Below are 2,552 nucleotides of genomic sequence, written 5' to 3'. Positions count from 1 at the left end.
AAAAAACAAAATCAAAAGATCGCAGCCTGCGGCAGCTCCTACAGGTTTACCGTGCGCACCCCGGAGTTATTACATGACGGCCCACGCCGACCTTTCGCCGACCCTCCAACTCGCCATCGACCTGATCCGCCGTCCGTCCGTGACGCCGGTCGACGCCGATTGCCAGAAGCAGATGATGCAGCGCCTGGGCGATGCCGGTTTCACCCTCGAACCGATGCGCATCGAAGATGTGGATAACTTCTGGGCCACCCACGGCAACGACGACGGCCCGGTGCTGTGCTTCGCCGGCCACACCGACGTAGTGCCGACCGGTCCGGTGACGGCCTGGCAGATCGACCCGTTCAACGCCGTCATCGATGAACACGGCATGCTCTGTGGCCGTGGTGCGGCGGACATGAAAGGCAGCCTGGCGTCGATGACCGTCGCCGCCGAGCGTTTCGTTGCCGACTACCCGAATCACAAGGGCAAGGTCGCGTTCCTCATCACCAGCGACGAAGAAGGCCCGGCACACCACGGCACCAAAGCGGTGGTTGAACGTATGGTGGCGCGCAAGGAACGTCTGGACTGGTGCATCGTCGGCGAACCGTCGAGTACCACGCTGGTCGGTGACGTGGTGAAAAACGGTCGTCGCGGCTCGTTGGGCGCCAAGCTCACCGTGCGCGGTGTGCAGGGCCACGTGGCCTACCCGCATCTGGCGAAGAACCCGATCCACCTCGCCGCCCCGGCCTTGGCCGAACTGGCCGCCGAGCATTGGGATCACGGCAACGATTTCTTCCCGCCGACCAGTTTCCAGATTTCCAACCTCAACTCCGGCACCGGCGCGACCAACGTGATTCCGGGTGATCTGGTGGCGGTGTTCAACTTCCGCTTCTCCACCGAATCCACCGTCGAAGGCCTGCAAAAACGCGTGGCCGATATCCTCGACAAACACAACCTGGACTGGCACATCGACTGGGCGCTGTCCGGTCTGCCGTTCCTCACCGAGCCGGGCGCGCTGCTCGACGCGGTATCGTCGAGCATCAAGGACATCACCGGCCGCGAAACCCACGCGTCGACCAGCGGCGGGACTTCCGACGGTCGTTTCATCGCGACCATGGGTACGCAAGTGGTTGAGCTGGGGCCGGTCAACGCGACCATTCACCAGGTCAACGAGCGTGTGCTGGCGGCCGATCTCGACGTGCTGACCGAGATCTACTACCAGACCCTGATCAAGTTGCTCGCCTGATGCTCGCGTGCCCGATCTGCAGTGAACCGCTGAACAGCGTCGATAACGGTGTGGTCTGGCCCGCCGGCCACCGCTTCGACCGCGCGCGCAGGGCTACCTGAACCTGCTGCCGGTGCAGCACAAGAACAGCCGTGATCCTGGCGACAACCAGGCGATGGTCGAGGCGCGCCGCGACTTCCTGAATGCCGGGCATTACGCCCCGGTGGCCAAGCGTCTGGCAGAACTGGCGGCGAGTTATGCGCCAGCGCGCTGGGTCGATATCGGTTGCGGCGAGGGTTACTACACCGCACAGATCGCCGAGGCCTTGCCAGGCGCGGATGGCTACGCGCTGGACATCTCCCGCGAGGCGGTGAAACGCGCCTGCAAGCGCAACCCGGCGCTCACCTGGTTGATCGCCAGCATGGCCCGCGTGCCGTTGGCGTCGGGCAGTTGCCAGTTTCTCGCCAGCGTTTTCAGCCCGCTGGACTGGGAAGAGGCCAAGCGTCTGCTCAGCGTCGGCGGCGGCCTGATGAAGGTCGGCCCAACCAGCGGCCACCTGATGGAACTGCGCGAACGCCTGTACGACGAAGTGCGCGAATACACCGACGACAAGCATCTGGCATTAGTGCCCGAAGGCATGGCGCTGGCGCACAGCGAAACCCTGGAATTCAAACTGACGCTGGACAAGCCCGAGGATCGCGCCAACCTGTTGGCGATGACACCCCACGGCTGGCGCGCCAGTGCCGAACGCCGCGCCGCAGTGATCGAACAGCCCGAGCCGTTCGTGACCACCGTGTCGATGCGCTACGATTATTTCGTTCTTCAATAACTTTTGGTCTCGGGCGAGTGCCCGGGGCCGGCTAAATCCGCGAATGGATTTTTCAGACCCGCAGTGAGGACATCCATGCGCCAACCGGATATCGAGATTTACCTGAAAGACGCCGACGTCGACCACAAGGCGATTTCCGCCTGGCTCGGTGAGGCTCTGGGCCCGTGCAGCGATTGGGTACAGAAAGGCCAGACCTACAAGTGCAAGGCCGGCAACATCCCGGTGACGTGGCTGCCGAAGGCCGTGGGCAAATGGAACAGCCTGTACCTGGAAAGCGATGCGACCCCATGGGACGACGACATCGCCTGCGCCCGCGCAGCCTTTGCCGCGCTGAACGTCGAAGTGCGTTGCGCGCCGGGCACCTGGGTCGAGGAAGAAGGTGAGGAAACGGCGGATCGCTGGATTCGCATCAGCGCCGACGGTGAAGAAGAAATCACCTGGAAGACTGCCTGAAAGCAAAAGATCGCAGCCTTCGGCAGCTCCCTACAGGGGAATGCATTCCAAACTGTAGGAGCTGCC

Annotated in this window: 2 protein-coding genes and 1 pseudogene; all 3 read left to right on the top strand. The window is 63.2% G+C overall.

Annotation, left to right across the window (positions count from 1 at the left end):
* Window positions 1–73 precede the first annotated feature (73 nt).
* Window positions 74–1,225 (top strand): succinyl-diaminopimelate desuccinylase, encoded by a 1,152-nt coding sequence (gene dapE / locus HT737_RS21340; RefSeq protein WP_182403954.1) that lies wholly within the window; start codon window positions 74–76, stop codon window positions 1,223–1,225.
* A pseudogene (locus tag HT737_RS21335) lies at window positions 1,225–2,033 on the top strand (putative RNA methyltransferase). The gene dapE and the pseudogene HT737_RS21335 overlap by 1 nt, the downstream one beginning before the upstream one ends.
* Window positions 2,034–2,108: 75 nt before the next feature.
* A complete protein-coding gene (locus tag HT737_RS21330; protein ID WP_007964251.1) occupies window positions 2,109–2,486 on the top strand; it encodes a hypothetical protein in 378 nt (125 codons plus the stop codon).
* Window positions 2,487–2,552: the final 66 nt, after the last annotated feature.

This window comes from Pseudomonas sp. MD195_PC81_125 (genome assembly GCF_014060985.1).
Taxonomy (GTDB): Bacteria; Pseudomonadota; Gammaproteobacteria; order Pseudomonadales; family Pseudomonadaceae; genus Aquipseudomonas; species Aquipseudomonas parakoreensis.
The sequence above is the reverse complement of the archived record's forward strand: the minus strand, read 5'-3'. Positions and strand labels throughout refer to the sequence as shown.

What these genes read in the sequence shown, in the direction of transcription:
- dapE (WP_182403954.1), top strand. Translation starts at nt 74, where the DNA reads ATGACGGCCCACGCCGACCTTTCGCCGACCCTCCAACTCGCCATCGAC.
- HT737_RS21330 (WP_007964251.1), top strand. Translation starts at nt 2,109, where the DNA reads ATGCGCCAACCGGATATCGAGATTTACCTGAAAGACGCCGACGTCGAC.